The organism is Streptomyces sp. P9(2023) (assembly GCF_032436795.1).
Taxonomy (GTDB): domain Bacteria; phylum Actinomycetota; class Actinomycetes; order Streptomycetales; family Streptomycetaceae; genus Streptomyces.
On the sequence record NZ_JAUPWM010000135.1, the window covers coordinates 1 to 523 of the forward strand.

General features: G+C 69.6%; 1 protein-coding gene. It reads right to left on the minus strand.

The features are described 5' to 3' along the window. Positions 1-492 (minus strand): hypothetical protein (locus tag Q5762_RS37025; protein WP_315896705.1); only part of this gene is annotated, 492 nt, incomplete at its 3' end. Positions 493-523 lie beyond the last annotated feature (31 nt).

Here is a 523-nt window from a genome sequence, read left to right on the forward strand (position 1 = left end):
GCCCGCCTCGATGCTCCACCCGGACACCCTCCCGTATCCGACGGCGGCATGCGCCCCCAGATGTGTCACGTCGACCAGCAGGGCGTGCAGGGCATCCACGTCAGTGGTGTCTGCGTCCCACCACACCCGAGGCACCCACGCGGCGGCCACCGTCACGTCACGCGCCGAGTGGGGGCCGAGGCCCGGATGGAAGCGCTTGTCCGTGGTGTAGCGGGCCATCGCGTCTGTGGCGGGCTTGCGACGCAACTCGATCGCGGTATGCGCCTCGACCTGGGGGTGGGCGCGGGACACGCACCACCCCCAGGTCCCGGCCTCCACCCAGCGCGCCAGTGGTAGCGCCGCATCGCCGGGTGCCTGACCGGGCGCAATCCTCCCCGATCCTTGCAACTGCCACCACACCCACGACAGTGGCCCGTCGAGCATCATCGGGGTCTCCGTGAGTCCGACGGACAGGCTGTCGAGGTGGGCGGTGATCCTGACAGGTTGAGTCATCAACCCGCCACCTCGGTGAGCAAGATCGGAA